Annotated in this window: 16 protein-coding genes and 1 riboswitch; of the genes, 6 read left to right on the top strand and 10 right to left on the bottom strand. The window is 48.4% G+C overall.

What is annotated here, in order from left to right; translation table 11 throughout:
• Positions 1 to 2: 2 nt before the first annotated feature.
• The 3 genes from C9I99_RS12310 to C9I99_RS12300 form a co-directional block, all read right to left on the bottom strand.
• Positions 3 to 251 (bottom strand): CG2 omega domain protein, encoded by a 249-nt coding sequence (locus C9I99_RS12310; RefSeq protein WP_107349185.1) that lies wholly within the window; start codon positions 249 to 251, stop codon positions 3 to 5.
• A gap of 150 nt (positions 252 to 401) precedes the next feature.
• A complete protein-coding gene (locus tag C9I99_RS12305; protein WP_107349184.1) occupies positions 402 to 779 on the bottom strand; it encodes a DUF2541 family protein in 378 nt (125 codons plus the stop codon).
• A gap of 130 nt (positions 780 to 909) precedes the next feature.
• Complete coding sequence (locus C9I99_RS12300; protein WP_107349183.1) at positions 910 to 2,280, bottom strand: hemolysin family protein; 1,371 nt, start codon at positions 2,278 to 2,280, stop codon at positions 910 to 912.
• Between the two features lie 184 nt (positions 2,281 to 2,464).
• On the opposite strand from C9I99_RS12300, the gene C9I99_RS12295 reads away from it, so the two are divergent.
• Positions 2,465 to 2,956, top strand: coding sequence for a GNAT family N-acetyltransferase (locus C9I99_RS12295; RefSeq protein WP_107349182.1), 492 nt, complete (start codon positions 2,465 to 2,467; stop codon positions 2,954 to 2,956).
• A gap of 63 nt (positions 2,957 to 3,019) precedes the next feature.
• Here the strand turns inward: C9I99_RS12295 and C9I99_RS12290 are convergent, their stop codons facing one another.
• The 4 genes from C9I99_RS12290 to C9I99_RS12280 all read right to left on the bottom strand — a co-directional run bounded on the left by C9I99_RS12290 (position 3,020) and on the right by C9I99_RS12280 (position 5,769).
• The gene (locus C9I99_RS12290) at positions 3,020 to 3,679 is read right to left on the bottom strand and encodes a cupin domain-containing protein (protein ID WP_107349366.1); all 660 of its coding nucleotides are present in this window, start codon (positions 3,677 to 3,679) and stop codon (positions 3,020 to 3,022) included.
• A 238-nt stretch (positions 3,680 to 3,917) separates the two neighbouring features.
• Entirely contained in the window at positions 3,918 to 4,136 is a 219-nt protein-coding gene (locus C9I99_RS27010) for a hypothetical protein (protein ID WP_133638252.1), read from the bottom strand.
• 274 nt (positions 4,137 to 4,410) lie between these two features.
• Complete coding sequence (locus tag C9I99_RS12285) at positions 4,411 to 4,731, bottom strand: hypothetical protein (protein WP_107349181.1); 321 nt, start codon at positions 4,729 to 4,731, stop codon at positions 4,411 to 4,413.
• 165 nt (positions 4,732 to 4,896) lie between these two features.
• Entirely contained in the window at positions 4,897 to 5,769 is an 873-nt protein-coding gene (locus tag C9I99_RS12280; protein ID WP_133638253.1) for a LysR family transcriptional regulator, read from the bottom strand.
• Between the two features lie 250 nt (positions 5,770 to 6,019).
• Here C9I99_RS12280 and C9I99_RS12275 point away from each other — a divergent pair, with 250 nt between their 5' ends.
• The 4 genes from C9I99_RS12275 (at position 6,020) to C9I99_RS12260 (ending at position 11,247) form a co-directional block, all read left to right on the top strand.
• Entirely contained in the window at positions 6,020 to 7,231 is a 1,212-nt protein-coding gene (locus C9I99_RS12275; RefSeq protein WP_107349179.1) for an adenosylhomocysteinase, read from the top strand.
• 470 nt (positions 7,232 to 7,701) lie between these two features.
• Positions 7,702 to 7,911, top strand: coding sequence for a transcription antiterminator/RNA stability regulator CspE (gene cspE, locus C9I99_RS12270; protein WP_107349178.1), 210 nt, complete (start codon positions 7,702 to 7,704; stop codon positions 7,909 to 7,911).
• Between the two features lie 398 nt (positions 7,912 to 8,309).
• Positions 8,310 to 8,486, top strand: a riboswitch (Lysine riboswitch).
• 155 nt (positions 8,487 to 8,641) lie between these two features.
• Complete coding sequence (locus C9I99_RS12265) at positions 8,642 to 10,141, top strand: Na+/H+ antiporter NhaC family protein (protein ID WP_107349177.1); 1,500 nt, start codon at positions 8,642 to 8,644, stop codon at positions 10,139 to 10,141.
• A 41-nt stretch (positions 10,142 to 10,182) separates the two neighbouring features.
• The gene (locus C9I99_RS12260; protein ID WP_107349176.1) at positions 10,183 to 11,247 is read left to right on the top strand and encodes a saccharopine dehydrogenase; all 1,065 of its coding nucleotides are present in this window, start codon (positions 10,183 to 10,185) and stop codon (positions 11,245 to 11,247) included.
• A 203-nt stretch (positions 11,248 to 11,450) separates the two neighbouring features.
• On the opposite strand, the gene C9I99_RS12255 is transcribed toward C9I99_RS12260, so the two are convergent.
• Positions 11,451 to 12,797, bottom strand: a complete 1,347-nt coding sequence (locus tag C9I99_RS12255) for a magnesium transporter (RefSeq protein ID WP_107349175.1) — start codon at positions 12,795 to 12,797, stop codon at positions 11,451 to 11,453.
• 207 nt (positions 12,798 to 13,004) lie between these two features.
• Here C9I99_RS12255 and C9I99_RS12250 point away from each other — a divergent pair, with 207 nt between their 5' ends.
• Positions 13,005 to 13,205: an MbcA/ParS/Xre antitoxin family protein gene (locus C9I99_RS12250; protein WP_107349174.1), complete on the top strand. Its 201-nt coding sequence runs from the start codon at positions 13,005 to 13,007 to the stop codon at positions 13,203 to 13,205.
• 52 nt (positions 13,206 to 13,257) lie between these two features.
• Here the strand turns inward: C9I99_RS12250 and C9I99_RS12245 are convergent, their stop codons facing one another.
• Positions 13,258 to 13,722 (bottom strand): hypothetical protein, encoded by a 465-nt coding sequence (locus C9I99_RS12245; RefSeq protein ID WP_107349173.1) that lies wholly within the window; start codon positions 13,720 to 13,722, stop codon positions 13,258 to 13,260.
• Between the two features lie 580 nt (positions 13,723 to 14,302).
• Positions 14,303 to 15,211 (bottom strand): N-acetylmuramic acid 6-phosphate etherase, encoded by a 909-nt coding sequence (murQ, locus tag C9I99_RS12235; protein WP_107349171.1) that lies wholly within the window; start codon positions 15,209 to 15,211, stop codon positions 14,303 to 14,305.
• Positions 15,212 to 15,663 lie beyond the last annotated feature (452 nt).

The raw sequence follows: 15,663 nt of genomic DNA, 5'->3' as shown, positions 1-15,663 counted from the left end.
GCTTAGTAGGTTTCTTTTTTGGGTTTCTTATCTTTTTTATTGCCTTTACCCGGGTTGTCATCACCGTGAACACTGCGGTTTTCTTGATTCTTTTTCCATTGCTCACACTCTTCAGAGGTGATTTTGACATTATCAGATTCGAGTTTCAGGCAGTCTTTACTGATTTCGAATCCGTCACCGGAAATCTTTACATTAGCACTGACTCCTATGCTAACGAGAAGGGTAGCTAGGCAAGCAACATATCGGGACATTGCAGACTCCTTGTTGTTGAGATTACAACAAGTGTAGGCCAATGAACCTGTGAGCTTGCAAATCGGCGTTATTCATACCTGTTCAGAAAAGAACAAGGGCAGCAGCTAACGCTACTGCCCTTGTTTTGTATATGGGGGCAAGAAGATGCCTTACTGCCGTCCGTACACCTTGACACCGGCCGATGAGTCCTCGGCTTTGCCGAAGACTTCCAAGCTCTTCACGCAGCGGGTATAGGCAAACTTGCGCCAGTCCGTTTGGTCATGCTTATCCAGTTTGCGGTGGAAATGGATGGTCTTGGTATCGTCATTGTTGAAGGTAACCACCACCCGCTCTAGGCGCATATCGCGCTCTGCTTTCACCTTGATGGCATCGACCCGGCGGCATACCAGCAAGGGGATCTGTGCGCCGTGATCACTTTTGCCGAGCAAGATAGTTCTGCCTAGGGTGATTTTGTCGTCGGCCTGGGCAACAGTTGAAGCACTGAGCAAGCCAAGGCTCAATGCTAAAAACATGAAATGTGTTTTCATCGATCATCTTCATAAATAACAGCGAGGCTGTTAAGCAAATTACAGTGGTGAGTTTGGTTGCTCACCGGTTGTCGGCGGAATATACCTGCGATCATTTCTATCAAAGACAGGGCTATGTAAAATGTTGCTGCTACTCCTCTTTTTTTGCCTCGTCCTGGAGGGGCATTTCTGTGGAACCGGCTTTGGTATCAGCATTTTCAACGTCGTCATCTGCTGGTGCCTGCCGAGTGACAGTGATTTTATCAGCCCGGTTACCATCGACCTGGGTAACTTCAAAGTGCCATCCTTCCCAATGAATACTGTCGCCGACAGATGGAAGCCCACTCAGACTCCACATCAGCATGCCGCTCAAGGTGTGGTAGCCGTGCAGTGTTTCGTCGGGTAAGGCATCGATCTCGAGCAAATCTTTCATTACCAAGATGGGGATCAGTCCGTCCATCGACCAACTGCCGTCGTCATTTTCTACCGACCAGATATCTTCTGGGGCACGGGTTTTGAATTCGCCGGCCAGTGCTTCGAGAATGTCTTTGGGGGTGACAATACCTTGGACATCCCCGTATTCATCGACCACGAACACCATGACATCGCCGGAATGGCGGAAATGCTCCAGCAGTTGGTTTCCGGTCCAATTTTCCGGGATGAACATAGCCGGTAGTAGGTAATGGTCTATTGGGCAGCGTGGCCGGGCAATGTGATATTGCAGTAACTGCTTGGTGGTAATAACGCCCTTGGGATTATCCATACTACCTTGGACAACGGGAAAGTGCTGGTGGCTGGATGCGACCAAATAGTTGAGGTTGCTCTCGCTGGGCTTATCGAGATCCAGGGCCACAATTTCACTGCGTGGTGTCATCAACGAGGTGACCTTACGATCATCAAAATGAAAGACATTTCTAACCATCGCATGTTCTTGTTTTTCAATCACTCCATTTAGTGAGCCTTCTGCGAGTATTGCTTTAATATCTTCTTCGGTCAGCGCATCGGCTTGGTTATCTTGGTTGTGTTTTCCGAGTAGCTTTAAGGTGAACTCGGTCGAGGCTGTCAGCAAGAAAACAAACGGCCGCGACAGGCTGGCCAATACGGTTAGCGGGCGTGCCATCAGGCGGGCAATGCTTTCTGGATTGAGCTGGGCAATGCGCTTTGGAACCAGTTCGCCAATCACAATGGACAGGTAAGTGATACTGACAACCACGATGGTGGTTGCGGTAACCGAACTGGTTTTGGTATTGAGGCCAAACTGCTGTAAATGTTCAGCCAGTGGGCCAGCAAGGGCAGCTTCGCCGAAAATCCCGTTGAGGATCCCGATGGCGGTGATACCAATTTGTACGGTAGACAGAAAGCGGGTTGGTTCTTCGCCGAGTTTGATGGCACTTACCGCGCCTTTGTCTCCATTGCCTGCGAGTTTTTGCAGGCGACTTTTCCGTGCAGTGACCAGAGCGATTTCTGACATGGCAAATACGCCATTGAGCAGAATAAGGCCGGCCAAAATAAGCACGTCCATGAGGTTCTCCTTCATGTTAGAGGCAACTGCCTCTAAGCATATATGTTGGGTTGAAAGTAAGTTGTGACGTGGAAAAGAAGTGTGAACATAGCGAGTCAGCTTGGGGATGAAAATAGAGAAATATTTATCTTCAGCAGTAAAAAATTTTATTAAGATAGCGGCAGCAAAATAAAGGAAAATTAACATGAAGATAGAGATGACCTTCTCAACCAACCGATTGGATGCCGTGACGCTTGATCAATCGATGCCGGGGATCCAAGCGGAAATCCTGACCCTGTTTACCGAGTCTGTCAGCCGTTACCTGCCGCCCTCTTGTCAGAACTTTACCTCCACTGATGATGTGGATCGTTGGCTGGACAGCATGGCGCAAACGGGTGCCGTATTGAGGCTTACGCATCAAAAGCAGGTTGCGGGGTATCTATTTGTTTTTCCAGAATCAGATAATGGTTACCGCTTGGGCTATGTGCTGGCTGAAGCCCAATGGGGCAAAGGGTTGGCCACCGAGGCAATGCAGGGGCTGGTGTCTTATTTGAGTGAGCAACAGCACGCTGTTAGGTTTATTGCCGGTGTGGAGCCTGACAATGCGGGATCGGTTAAGGTGCTCAAGAAGCTGGGATTTGCTTATGATTATTCCGAGCAGGACGTGGACTATTACTCGCTATCCGTTGTGCAATAATGGTTGCAGCGACCACACGCCGAACGCTGACAGCTCGGCGTGATAGATTCATTGCTCATACACTTAATTGTCTTGCTGCGGTAAGTGCCCTGTTTTCACCAAGATAACCGTTTCTTGCTCGACAAAGGGGAAGTGCTCACTTAGGTGTGGACTGCGCAGCCAAGTGCCTGTCGAGTACTGGCCAAATTCATCCTGAAACTGGCCGGAGAGTACCAGTATTTCCTCCCCTCCCCAGTGTCGGTGAGGCTGGAACCGTTCACCGGCTGGCCATTTTACCAAGGCGGTGTGCTGGTGGCCGAACTCATGCAGCGGCATGACTCGCAGACCGCCGATGCCCGTGAGCCAAGGTGTTTGATTGGTATCGGTGCGGATCTGTTGGCTGTCTTGTGGTAAAAACTGGTTGAGTTTAACGAAGAGAGTACAGCCCTGCTTGCTGAACGGCGCGTGTTGGCTCCCCGGTGGATTACGGATATAGGTGCCGGGACCGAAATCACCGGTTTCATCCGAGAAAACGCCGTCGATAACAAAGATTTCCTCGCCCATAGGGTGAGGGTGGGGGGCAAATGACGAGCCTGCCGCATAGCGCACGATGCTAGTGGTGTGGCCTGCCTCTTTGGCTTGCCGTTCAAGCGGCTTGCGCCATACTCCGCTAGCGGGGCTGGGCAGCCACTTCATTTTCTCGGTGTCTATGACCAAACGTTGCTGAAAATCCATATTGAGCATATCTCCCCCGATGTGGTGTGTTAAGAGCATCGTCATTTGCATTAAGGGTAAGGCTAGTTTCGCCCGGCCACTACCATGCTTGATTGCCATATAAGTATCATAATCGGCCACTGAATGGTCAATGAAGACTTTGGGGGGGAAGTAACCTGCCGTATTAGCCTGATAGCGGAAATTAAAAAGCGCCAAACTTATCCGGCGCTTTCATAGGGATTGAGCTTACTAAATGTGTATGGAAAGGTTAAAGCTCAAATTCTGGCTGTTTTTTCTTCACGGCATCATGAGTGCCAATATACAGTAATGTTTGCTCACCGATTCCACGCATGAAAAAAGAGAGACAAGCTGGGCATTGAAGTTTTTCTTGTCCGGTTGTGGTGAGTGGCTTTTCATGCCATTTACGCCTAACTCGGTTTAAACCAGAGGTGCAATAACATTCTGGGCATCGAATTTGTACTCTCATAACATCGTCCTTCTGACCGCTCTGCTTGGTTGTCAATTAATCAGAAATGGGCGGTAAAAAACTTGATGCGCATCTTGTTTCTTAGCTGGGTTTATGGCGATGTAATGAAGTTTTTAATAAGTGCGACCAAGGTCTTAGAGGGTATTAATACGGCGTAACCTGCAGTTACAAAGAGACATATTTAGACGAGAGTAAACAGACTTTCCGGTGGGTGGAATAGTAAAGCAAATGACACGATCCCTGTGTGCAATTACCCGTTGGGGTTTGGGTAACGTTATTCGCTGCCCAAAATCGCTTGGCGCTTGCTCATCAGCTCTTTTGACATGGATTGAGCGGTAATACGCATACCTTTTTGCTCTAGACCGATCAGCAATTGCATGCGCAAGTTCTCGGCACGTTCTTCTAACGACTGACGCTCTTCGACGGGCTTCTCAGCCGCTTTTTCATAGCAACCCACAATGGATTTAAACAGGTGCGATTCAAAACTGGTTCTCTCTTCGGGCTTGATAGCGCGAGATTCATCGACTTCGCCATTGGCTTTGCGGCGGTTGTAATCTTGAATTTGGTTTTCAGCGATTAGATCGAACACACTCATAGCAATACTTTTATCGGGGATAATTCGCGACCATCATAGCCGCGTTGCTTGAACAGATACTGAAAAAAGCCTTGGGGAAGTGTTTCTAAATGTGTTTGGCTAGGATCAGGAGCGCTAGGGCTATGCTGAGAGATAGAGTGGCCTGAGCCATAGCCAGGCCACTTGTTAGGTACTTGCAAGTAAATCGATGAGCTTACGGGTTTTCAACGGCATGACGGCATTGTTGGGATACACGGCATACAGTTCAGTTTTCCAAGTAAAGTCATCCAGCAAGCTGATCAGCTCTCCAGATTGAATATGGGCTTCGGTGATAAAATCGAGGGTTGTGGTTATGCCCAGTCCTTTTATTGCGTAGCGAGTAAGTAATGACTCACTTTCGGTTTGAATAAAGGGGGCTATTTCAATTTTTATTTCCTGACCACCTTCATTGAACATCCACCTGCCCTTAGTGAGGCAGTGGCTGTAGTTCATACATTTATGGTTGGTGAGATCGGCTGGCTTTTCCGGTATACCGTACTTATCTAAATAGTCAGGTGAGGCGACAACATACGTACCGATATTTTTAATTTTTTTACACTTGTAGGAACTGTCTTCAAGCTCCCCTATCCTCAAAACGACATCGACGTGTTCATGGATCAAATCGCCGATTTGGTTATCAAAGATGATATCAAGCTCTAGCTCTGGGTAGGCCCGTAGGAGTTGTTCGAAGGTGTCGGTAATATGGCTATCAAACTCCAGTACCGCAGGCATTTTCACCCGCAATTTTCCCCTGACGATATCTTTACGCTCGTCAATGAAGCCGTAGCATTTATCAACGCTGTCGAAAATCTCAGTGCAACGCTCATACAAGAATTGCCCTTCTTCGGTGAGATTGATTTGGCGGGTGGTTCGCTGGATCAGCGAGCAGCGTAGTTCATGTTCAAGTTGCTTAACGTGCTTGCTGATAACCGATTTTGATAAGCAGAGTTTGTCGGCAGCGACAGAAAATGAGTTGTTCATGACCACGGTATAGAAGGTGGCCAATAAATTCAGGTTCATGGTTTTCACCCGTTATTTCCTTATGCGTCATTTGAAAGGGAAACGTTTATGTTTTGGTGATTATCGTTTCTGTATAGCGAATAAATTGGCTAAGCAGGAGTATTTTCAGTGTTTTGATGATGGTTATGTGAAATGTCACATTATTTTGCACTCAGGGGAAACTATCTGTTCTTGATAAGTTGATTAAGTTTTCATGGCGTTTCAGGGAAGATTTGTGGGCCAACAAAACGTTCTCACAATAGAGGCTCATATGAAACAAAATACCTACCCTGAACATGACGTTGCTGATCTTTCTCTTGCGCCACTTGGTCGCCGACGTGTTGATTGGGCTCGAAACCACATGCCGATCATGCGCAGTATCATCGAGCGCTTCGAGAAAGAACAACCATTTGCCGGATTGACGATCGGTATTTGCTTGCACGTTGAAGCTAAAACCGGCGTTTGGTTGGAGGCTCTAACCAAAGGGGGAGCAAAAGTGGTGATCACTGGCTCTCCTGGTTCAACCCAAGATGAAACGGCAGCGGCATTGGTTGAAGACTATGGGGTGAGCGTCTATTCCCGTCGTGATGAGAGTTTTGATGATCATATCAACTATTGTCGCAAGGTGTTATCACATCAGCCAGATATCATTGCAGATAACGGAGCCGATTTACACGAGCTGATTTTCACTGAATCTGAGTTTTCTCATTTCCAATCATCATTGCTTGGCGCAACGGAAGAGACTACAACAGGCGCTAACCGTCTGCGAGAAGATTTTCATGCCGACAAATTCAGTACCCTGATCATCAACGACACCCAAGCCAAACGCATCATCGAGAACCGCTTTGGTGTGGGCTCATCGGTCGTCGATGGCATCATGCGTGCGACCAACGTGATGCTGCATGGCAAGAAAGTGGTAGTGATTGGTTATGGTTACTGTGGTTCGGGGACAGCACAGCGTCTAAGAGGCATGGGCGCACATGTTACCGTTGTTGAATCAAACCCTTTGACGTTGCTCGAGGCGCACATGGAAGGGTTTTATACCGCCAAACTGGAAGATGCATTGCCTGATGCCGATATGGTAGTAACGATCACCGGACGTGATAATGTGCTGCGCAAAGAGCACTTTGAGTTGATGCGCGACAACACCATCATTGCCAATGCGGGCCATTTCCAGCGTGAAATCAACTTGCCTGACCTGGCCGCCATCAGTCAAAGCCAAGATAAAATCCGCCCGCATGTGACGGCTTATCAGCTGGAAGACAAACAGCTATTTGTGCTGTCAGATGCCAACCTCGTAAACCTGTCGGCAGGCGATGGCAACCCAATAGAGATTATGGATCTGGGCTTGGCGCTGCAATCGCTAAGCTTGGAGCGGATTGCCCTCAATCGAGAGTCGCTGCAAAACATCCCTCAGCCAGTACCTTTTGATATCGAAATGCAAGTGGCTGAACTTGCAGTAAAACACTGGATTAACCACTAATTTATCATCGCCCCGGACTTGTTCGGTCCGGGGTATTAGTCTCTCTCGAGTCGATAGGTTGTCGCTATCCACCCTATATAAGGCAGCCAAACACCATGGCTAACCTTGTGAGTGTAACGATGGCTGCTTTATGTATAAGGGATTTAGCGCTGAGAGTACCCGTTTACCATGCGGGTTGCTGGTAGGATGTTTTGATTGCGGCGTGGAAATTTGGACGGTTCAAATTTTTTTTTGAATTTTTTAAAAATAATGCTGTACATAAAGCGCCCAGCTGTTAATATCCCTCTCGTTCTTTAGAACAAAGAGTTATTCAATGCAACATCAAGTACAAGTTAAACCTTTAGCTACTTTTACGTTATCGTACTGTATCTCACTGTTTCCCTTAGATTGAACGTAACATTAAATAATTCACTAACCTATCATATCGCATAATGCGATTAGTTTATTAATGAATTTATAAGGGGCAGTCCATGTCTAAGTCAACTGGTATCGTTAAGTGGTTCAACGAAGAGAAAGGTTTCGGTTTCATCACTCAAGAAAACGGCGGTGCTGATGTATTCGTACACTTCCGCGCTATCGCTTCTGAAGGCTTCAAGACTCTTGCTGAAGGTCAAAAGGTTTCTTTTGACGTTGAACAAGGTCAAAAAGGCCCACAAGCTGCAAACGTTGTAGCTCTGTAAGCCGAAACTTACTTTGTGATAAAATGCTGGCTTAGGCCGGCATTTTTTATATCTGTCATATCTGATCCTACGTTCTCCTCCAATACCTTCTCTTACCTCTCTTGGTTGCGTAAATATGCAGTCACCTCTTGTTCGATAACACCTCGCGCTCTCTTTAATCAAACCAAGCATCAATCGCCACATCTTGATACTCGGTATACCGTTATGTGAAATAGCAGAAATAACGATCGCCCTGGTGGTTTCCTCTGCAGTTTAATGCTTTCCCAGTTATTGATTATGTTAAATTAAGGTTTTGAAAAACAATTTTAGTGACCTTTATCACATTGTGTGGTCAATTCAGTTTGGTTTGGCCAGATTTGTGTTTTATTCAATGTAGAGTGAGAAGTTATTCAGTCTTACTCGTTAGTAGAGGCGCATTGTCTAACAGTAGTTTAGTGAAGGTCGACAGCCAGAGAAGCTAAACGAAAGGAGCCAATGCCGAAGCAGTACCGGTCGTCAGCCATGCTGCTGGGGTTGTTCTTAATAGGAGCAGCACTGTCATCCAGGCCCTGCCTGGATGGGGAGCTACCGCAATTTTTGTCATCGAACAGGTAAGTTCGTCTACCTACTTTGTACAGCCTTTGTCTGCTCGCGTGTTCCTATACGCCCGCCTCTTTAATACTCAAGTCACTCCAAATTGCTTGACGTTGCTTGGGTATATACCTTTTTGTTTTTCAGGAGAAGTCTACGAATGGCTGATTACGGATTGTTGTCCATCGTACCTGCGGTGCTGGCATTGATACTCGCCTTTACCACTCGGCATGTTGTTTTAGCCCTAGGAGTGGCAGTGATCAGCGGCATGCTGATCTTAACCAAGGGTCATCCAGTCGATACTGCGTTGATGTTCCTGTCTGATGGGCCGTTTACTCAGCTAGCCTCGGGCAGCAATGCACAGATCATTATTGTTATTACCATCATTTCGGGTTTTATCTACCTGGTTGAACAAAGTGGCGGTATGGCGGCGTTTTCGTCCATGGCGACCCGTTATGTGTCATCGCCGTTGAAAGCCCAGCTAGCCACTTGGGCAACCGGGATTGGGATATTTTTTACGGATTCGGGCAACTCGTTGATCCTTGGTCCGATGTTCGCGCCAATTTACCAGAAACTCAAATTGAGCAAAGAAAAGCTGGCGTTCATTATCGACTCAACCTCATCGCCAGTTTGTGTGCTGATCCCAATCATCAGCTGGGGGGTGTATTCGCAAGGGCTGATTGAAAATGCCTTTGCAAACATGGGTCAGCAAGTTGATGGTTTCACGATGTTCTTGCAGGTGATCCCCTATCAGCTCTATGCCTTGCTGGCATTGTTCAGTGTCCCGGTGTATGCGGTGCTGAGAAAAGACTGGGGCCCAATGGCTGAAGCCGAGCACCAAGCCCGCCAGCAGGCGGTAATGAGTGAGCCGTCATCAGACCAAGAGCTGCAGGTTAAATCTGGTCGAATATCATTGATTGTTTTGCCGCTGACGGTGTTGTTTGGTTCGCTGATTGCCCTGTTTAGCTACAATTACCATCTGCACGGTACCATTAACGGCCCGGTGATCCGCGCGTCGTTGGGAACCAGCTATCTGATTGCCTCGGTAACGGCAATTGCCTACTACGCCTACACCAAAACTATGACCGCTTCGACAGCCTTCAATACTTTTGTGTCGGGAATGCAGCGAATCATGCTAATTTTGGTTATCTTGCTATTGGCATGGACCTTGGGTGACATCTGTAAATCTCTGGGAACCGGGGATTATATCAGCCAGGTGATGAATGACCGCCTGCCGGTATTCCTGCTGCCTGCAATGATCTTCGTTATCGGCAGCTTTATTTCGGTTGCGACAGGTTCGTCGTGGGGCACCTTTGCCATTTTGATCCCGATTGCCGTTCCGGTTGCCAGTGCGCTCGGTGCTGATCCGTTGATTTGTATCGGTGCTGCGCTTAGCGGTGGTATGTTGGGCGATCATTCTTCACCGATTTCAGACACCACGATTTTGAGTTCGATGTCTACCGGGTGCGATCACGTTTCCCATGTCCGTACCCAGTTCCCATATGCCATTTTGACCGGGGTGACCGCCAGTATTGGTTTTATGGTTGCCGAGATCACCCGTAGCCCGTACACCATTGTATTGGCCGCCGTATTGCAAGTTGCGTTGATTGTTTTGATGGTGCGCCGTCAGGCTTCGATAAGCCGCCCTGTTACCGCTTAATAAGTATCTGCTTAAAAACATCTGTTTATAAAGGATTGATGATGAACACACTATTTTGGCTAAGAGATGAAGTAAAAGTTGGTGAGCACAGAACAGCACTGACACCAACAGGAGCCAAATCACTGATTGATGCGGGTGCGCAAGTGATTGTGGAGCGCAGCACAACGCGCATCTTTCCCGATCAGGCCTATGTTGACGTCGGTTGTGAACTGGCAGATGGACATAGCTGGACTGAAGCGCCGGATCACGCCTATATCCTGGGGTTGAAAGAGTTGGCAGACGCCGATTTTGCACTCAAGCATCAGCACATTTACTTCGCCCACGCTTTCAAGGGACAGGATGAAGCAGTACAGATCCTATCGCGATTCAATGCCGGTGGTGGTCAGATCCTTGATTTGGAATTTCTGCAAGACGAGCTAGGCAAGCGCGTTTGTGCCTTCGGCTATTGGGCGGGTTATGTCGGTGCGGCGATTGGTTTGTCCGGCTTTATCCACCATTTACAGTGTAAAGACGCGTTCGGAGCGGTGAGCAGTTACCCAGACCGCGAGCATTATCTAGCGGTACTGGGAGCGCAGGTGGCGACATTGGCTGATAAACCTAAGGTATTGGTTATCGGTCAATTTGGTCGTTGTGGCCGGGGTGCGTTGGATTTGTTTGCTGAGTTGGGTATCGATGCTGACGGTTGGGATATCGAGGAAACCAAAGCCGGTGGCCCATTCACCGCCATCAATGACTACGATATTTTGGTTAACTGTGCCTACTTGGCTGAAGGGACGCCGCCGTTTATTACTAAAGAGAGCCTAGGCGATTCACCGCGCTTGAGCATGATCAGTGATGTCAGTTGCGATCCAAACAATCCAGATAACCCAATTCGTATTTACAACCAATGCACCAAGCTGGCTAAACCAATTATTGAGTCGGATGTTAGTGGTGTGTATGTGCAGGCGGTCGATCACCTACCGACCGTACTACCCAAGGAAAGCAGCGAAGATTTCGCCGGACAGCTTCTGCCTCACCTGCTGACGCTATGTCAGGGTGACGATCCAAACGGTGTGTGGGCAAGGGCTCGTGATTTCTATGCAACGGCGCAAAGCAGCATCGACTAACCCTTTGAGCTGCCATACCGACCGCTATTTCAATAGCAATATTGGTTAGGTTACTAATGGATCCGGGTGTAGAAATACACTCGGATTTTTTATGTCTTTTGGTTATGTATTTTGGTCTAAACCAAGTGCCTCTGAGCCTAGATAATCACTAGAGGCACTCGGTGTATTGAGAGGAAAGGAGCAGAAGCTTTTATGCCGGCACCTTATAGCAGTAACAGCTTGGCGGTGCCGAGGAAGGCAAAGAAGCCGACCACATCGGTCACTGTGGTGAGGATCACCGAGCCGGCCAATGCCGGGTCAAGTTTAAGTCTGTCGAGCACGACCGGAATCACGACACCGAACAGGGCCGCAGTAATGATATTGACCACGATACCGACCGAAATAATGACACCGATAAGCGGTGATTGGAACCACAAGCCAGCCATGAGGCCGATCAGCACCGCCCACAGCACGCCGTTGAGAAAACCAATTCCCAACTCATTGCGGAGCAGTGAGCGGCGGTTACCGGGGGTAACCTGATTCAATGCCATACCCCGGATCATCAGGGTCAGGGTTTGGCTGCCAGCAATGCCCCCCATCGAGGCGACAATCGGCATCAGGATCGCAAGGGCTACGACTTGGGCTATTACATCTTCGAACAAGCTGATGGTCATAGAGGCCAGTACCGCAGTAATAAGGTTGATCCCCAGCCAGACTGCACGCTTCTTGGCACTTTTGGTGATCGGGGCGAACAAGTCGTCCTCTTCACTCATACCGGCATTGGCCATCAAGGTGCTTTCATAATTCTCTCGCATCAGCTCGAGGGCTAGATGGGTATCGACTTCACCGATCAAGGCAAAGTTCTCATCAACGATCGGTATACTGAATTGCTGGCTGTGCTCTACGGCTTCTACCGCTTCGGCGAGCGAAGCATCATCTTCCAAGACCAGCGTATCGGTATCGGCCAGGCTGCTCAGCTTGGTGAGTGGTTCGGCTTCGACCAACTGCTGGTAATTGACTGTTCCGACAAACTTGGTGTCACGGGTCACGACATAAATCGACGCGGGGTATTGGTAGCCGTAGCGCTCCAGTAGCACCTTGGCACGTTTGGCCGAGATCCCCTGTGGCAGTGAAAGTACCTTGGGATTGGCATAACGGCCAATTTGATCGTCATCGTATTGGTTGGCGCGATCAAACAGTTCAATGTCTTCTTTACTGAGCTTTTCAATTGCCCGCTCAATGATGTCTTCCGGCAGCGAGTCAGCCCATTCAATCAATGAGAGGTTATCGAGTTTACCGAGTACCAAATCCAATTCGGCATCACTCAATGATTGGATTACCCATTCCCGCGTGTCGCCGCGCATCGCGGTCAGGACATCGACATGATCATTGAGGGGAAGCTGACGCCAGAGCTCCATACGCTGATCGAGCGGCAGGGCTTCAAATAAGGTTGCGAAGGCACCGGCTTCCAGTTGTTGAAGCTCAGGTTCATTGAAAATTTGACGTTGTTCGTCGGTATCTGCGGCAGAGATACGCTCTATGAGCAGGCTTAAGTCAATGGTGTTGCTCATGCAGGTTTCCTTGTTGCAAACGCAAGCAGCCAGCTAAGGTTGGGCTTGTTGTTTTTGTTTTTATGTAATGGGGGCTGGGGTCTATACCCAAGTAACTTGGGTATAGAGTATGGTTTTCACTTTTGTCGGTCAATTGTGATATTGCTAACTGTCGCTATTATGAAATCAGGCTAGCTTAATAGGTAGTGACCGGATAGGAGACAGTGAATGGATAAACAACAGGTTCCCGATGCACTCTATGATGATGCCTTAGCGTATTTTGGCGATAGGGAAAGAGCCGATGATTGGCTGCACACGGAAAATATAGCCCTGGGGTTGGTCTCTCCGGCGAGCCTATGTAAATCTGAAGCGGGAAGGGCGGAAGTCAAAGAGTTACTTCGCCGATTAAAGGCGGGTGATAGCATTTGAACCCATGGCGAGCATCATGCATTGCGGCTCGCCATTCGATTAGAAATGAGCACTACCCAATCTGCAGCTGTGGAATGGTTTGGAATGTCGCGTCGAAAACGCTCAGATCCCCTTCATCTAACTTTCCACGGAAGCTTTCCGCCTGCTGATAGAGGAGAGCAGCCTGATCATTTTTCCCACAGATCAATAACGCATGGCTTAACACGGCATTAGTGAAAGCTTGAATCCAGTTAGCCCCCTTGCCGTCAAAGTGATCATAGGCTAGCTGGGCGTACTCCACACTCAGTGCGGAGTGGTTGACGGCCAATGCTCGTGCCACTGCTAGGTTAGCCAGCTCGATATTGTCTTGCGTACCGACTTGTTTCCAGTGGCTGAGTGAGCCAAATGCGTATTCCAATAGCTGTAATTGGTCGCCTTTTTCTTCGGCCACCTCCGATAACGACCAAAACTTATTGTTGTGCTCGATAGCAAAATAGCGCCCTAATCGCTCGATGTCCTCTTGGGTTGGCTTTCCCATATATCCTCCTTGTAAGATCGAATTTATGTATACCCAGTTAGTTATTCCCATGCACGAGCGGTTACGGCTTTTTGCTTCTCATATCACATTGCGTTTTCTGGTAATAGAGATCACTCGCAACGGATGTGAAAAGTGTTTTGGGTATACGGATTTTCTCCGAGAGATGCATCAATTAAACCAGCGCCAATCGCCACCGCAGGACGAAGCCGGTTGGATAGCTGAGAGGACCGATCTTATACACTCGTACATTGCCGTTGGCGGGTTTGAAACACGGGTGTTGTCGTATTGACATCCGACCAGTCTCAAATGTGAGAGATGGACTACTATTAATGTAGTCGTGCCAGTATGGGTTAAGGAAGATGTAGCTATGATGGATGCAGATACAATGTTACCTGTATCTACTCGCTAAAATTTGACTCGCTAATTGTGTCTAGATTTGGACACTCGCAAATTTCGCTCAGCCTCGGCTGGGCTTTTTTATTTCTGCCCGTTGTGATTTCGACCCTTTAGTCTCTTCCACGGTCCACCATCATTCTGCGATTGCCTGAACTGAGCGTCCTGATTTTTTAGTCGCCTTACCCTAATCGGTATTGTTGAGAATAGCTTTGCGGGTAAAACCGTGACTGTCGGTCAGCAACGATGAAGCCTCTGCCGCATTCACGCCAGCTAGCAGCATCACAATAGCTGTCTTGCAATGACCGTCACAGGCTTCGAGTGCTTCAATGGCCTGCTCGCGTCTACAGTCTGTGGCAGCCATGACGATGCTCTTCTGCCGCTCGACCAACTTGGCGTTAGTCGCTTCGACATCCACCATTAAATTGCCATATACCTTACCGGTTTTGATCATCGCGCCGGTGGTGAGCATATTGAGGATCAGTTTTTGTGCTGTACCGGCCTTCAAGCGTGATGAACCGGTGACGACTTCCGGGCCGACAACAGGCGTGATAGCGATATCTGCCGATTGACCCATAGGGCTCTGTGGATTGCAGCTGATGCAGGCAACCGTTGCGCCAACAGATTTTGCATAGTCCATGGCACCGAGTACATAGGGAGTCCGACCGCTGGCGGCAATGCCGACCAACACATCTTTACGACTGAAGTTAAGCGCCTGGAGATCGCCTGCCCCCATTTCACGGTTGTCTTCGGCATTTTCGACCGCTTTGAGAATCGCTTGATGGCCGCCGGCAATAAGCCCAACCACTTGCTCCGGCTTGCTGCCAAAGGTCGGTGGGCATTCACTGGCATCCAGAATGCCCAAGCGACCAGACGTACCTGCACCACTGTAGATCAGCCTGCCACCTTGCATAAAGGCGTCGGCAATGGCATCGACCGCACGGGCGATCTCGGGCAGTACCGCTTCGACGGCAAGCGCGACTTTCTGATCTTCTTGATTGATGACGTTAAGCATATCAATGGTTGATAGCGTATCAATCTCGGCGCTGGCGCTGTTACGGCGTTCAGTCACCATCTTGGTCAAATCAATTTTCATTCTGGGATCCGTTTCAATGAGGTATTACTGTTTTATGTTATCGCTAAATTGTATGTTACGGCCAATGATTATGTTAAGGCAAAGCGGGTGAGATCAAACCGGTTGTGTCCAATACCTATCCGCTGGAGCAAATTCATAATAAGTGTCATTTTTGATGTATCTTTATGATTCGTGTTGATATAACATGCATTTAAAAGTTTTGTTTTGGGTGCCAACACCACCCGCATCATAAGGACGTAACAACAATGAGCGCTAAAATGACTTTTGCGATTATCTTTTCTGCAGCCATTTCGTTGTCGATGATCGCGCCACTACTTATTTTGGCTTAAGCCCCGCCTTCTCTTGCTGCTGGTGCTATCCAGCAGCATTTCACTTTTGTCGCTGCTCAATCCCCTTTTTCATCGCCAAACCACAATCCCTCTGTGCCATAATTAGCCATTGCTGATTTTGGC

Source organism: Photobacterium lutimaris (genome assembly GCF_003025555.1).
GTDB lineage: Bacteria > Pseudomonadota > Gammaproteobacteria > Enterobacterales > Vibrionaceae > Photobacterium > Photobacterium lutimaris.
Note: the sequence above shows the minus strand (reverse complement) of the source record. Positions and strands in the feature narration are given on the sequence as shown.

What these genes read in the sequence shown, in the direction of transcription:
- C9I99_RS12290 (WP_107349366.1), bottom strand. Translation starts at nt 3,679, where the DNA reads ATGCTCAATATGGATTTTCAGCAACGTTTGGTCATAGACACCGAGAAA.
- C9I99_RS12275 (WP_107349179.1), top strand. Translation starts at nt 6,020, where the DNA reads ATGAAACAAAATACCTACCCTGAACATGACGTTGCTGATCTTTCTCTT.
- C9I99_RS12245 (WP_107349173.1), bottom strand. Translation starts at nt 13,722, where the DNA reads ATGGGAAAGCCAACCCAAGAGGACATCGAGCGATTAGGGCGCTATTTT.
- C9I99_RS12280 (WP_133638253.1), bottom strand. Translation starts at nt 5,769, where the DNA reads ATGAACCTGAATTTATTGGCCACCTTCTATACCGTGGTCATGAACAAC.
- C9I99_RS12260 (WP_107349176.1), top strand. Translation starts at nt 10,183, where the DNA reads ATGAACACACTATTTTGGCTAAGAGATGAAGTAAAAGTTGGTGAGCAC.
- C9I99_RS12295 (WP_107349182.1), top strand. Translation starts at nt 2,465, where the DNA reads ATGAAGATAGAGATGACCTTCTCAACCAACCGATTGGATGCCGTGACG.
- C9I99_RS12250 (WP_107349174.1), top strand. Translation starts at nt 13,005, where the DNA reads ATGGATAAACAACAGGTTCCCGATGCACTCTATGATGATGCCTTAGCG.
- murQ (WP_107349171.1), bottom strand. Translation starts at nt 15,211, where the DNA reads ATGAAAATTGATTTGACCAAGATGGTGACTGAACGCCGTAACAGCGCC.
- cspE (WP_107349178.1), top strand. Translation starts at nt 7,702, where the DNA reads ATGTCTAAGTCAACTGGTATCGTTAAGTGGTTCAACGAAGAGAAAGGT.
- C9I99_RS27010 (WP_133638252.1), bottom strand. Translation starts at nt 4,136, where the DNA reads ATGAGAGTACAAATTCGATGCCCAGAATGTTATTGCACCTCTGGTTTA.
- C9I99_RS12300 (WP_107349183.1), bottom strand. Translation starts at nt 2,280, where the DNA reads ATGGACGTGCTTATTTTGGCCGGCCTTATTCTGCTCAATGGCGTATTT.
- C9I99_RS12265 (WP_107349177.1), top strand. Translation starts at nt 8,642, where the DNA reads ATGGCTGATTACGGATTGTTGTCCATCGTACCTGCGGTGCTGGCATTG.
- C9I99_RS12305 (WP_107349184.1), bottom strand. Translation starts at nt 779, where the DNA reads ATGAAAACACATTTCATGTTTTTAGCATTGAGCCTTGGCTTGCTCAGT.
- C9I99_RS12285 (WP_107349181.1), bottom strand. Translation starts at nt 4,731, where the DNA reads ATGAGTGTGTTCGATCTAATCGCTGAAAACCAAATTCAAGATTACAAC.
- C9I99_RS12310 (WP_107349185.1), bottom strand. Translation starts at nt 251, where the DNA reads ATGTCCCGATATGTTGCTTGCCTAGCTACCCTTCTCGTTAGCATAGGA.
- C9I99_RS12255 (WP_107349175.1), bottom strand. Translation starts at nt 12,797, where the DNA reads ATGAGCAACACCATTGACTTAAGCCTGCTCATAGAGCGTATCTCTGCC.